1 protein-coding gene is annotated in these 878 nt (G+C 48.5%); it reads left to right on the top strand.

What is annotated here, in order from left to right; genetic code table 11:
- The coding region (locus tag EI164_RS16435; protein ID WP_192521038.1) for a hemagglutinin repeat-containing protein at nt 1-878 on the top strand (878 nt) is incomplete at both ends.

The raw sequence follows: 878 nt of genomic DNA, 5'->3' as shown, positions 1-878 counted from the left end.
GGCAAGCAGCAAACTGATGATAGTAGTGCTCAAACGGCACTGACGCATACTGCTAGCAACATCGGTGCGATTGACGGTAACGTCATCATCAATGCTGGTGGTACTTACCAACAGACGGGCAGTAGTATTGTCGCGGGTATGGGTGCAGATAGTAGTGAAGATGTCAATGACGCCCTTGATAACAGCAGTCGCGGCAACACCGTTATCCGTGCCCAAGACATCAATATCGATAACGTCATGGATGTCTATACCAATCAAAGCGAGCAGAAGTTTAAGCAAAGTGGTCTGACCGTGTCCCTCTCAAACAGCCTCATTGACAGCGCCAAGAGTATCGACAACCTCATTGATGCTGGTGGTAATACAGGTAGCACCCGCATGAAAGGCATGGCAGGCGTCGCTGCTGGTCTTAAGACAAAAGCCTTAGCTCAGCAAGGATCAGATGTATTAAGTATGCTACAAGAAGGTGGCAAGCTACAAGACATAGGCAGCACTCGTATACAGGCCACCATTGGCTCATCAAAAAGTGAGTCCAATAGCAGCAGCTACACCGAGGTAAACCAAGGATCCAGCATTACCACTAATAACCTTGCCTTGATCGCTACAGGGGCAGGCACCGATAGCAATATCAACATAAACGGTAGCAACTTAAACGTTACCAATGACGCCCTATTTCAAGCCGACAATGACCTGACTATCAATGGTGTCGCGCAAAACAGCAATACTCGTAGTGATAATAAGAGCTCAAGTACCGCCATCGGTGCCTATGCAGCTACCAACCCAGGTAAAGGTGCTAGCTACGGCATCACTGCTAGTGCGAGTCGTGCAAAAGGCTATGCTAACAGCGACAGCACTACCTATGCCAACAGCCAAGTCAATGT

Origin of the sequence: Psychrobacter sp. FME13 (assembly GCF_014861395.1) — a bacterium.
Taxonomy (GTDB): Bacteria; Pseudomonadota; Gammaproteobacteria; order Pseudomonadales; family Moraxellaceae; genus Psychrobacter.
The sequence above is the reverse complement of the archived record's forward strand: the minus strand, read 5'-3'. Positions and strand labels throughout refer to the sequence as shown.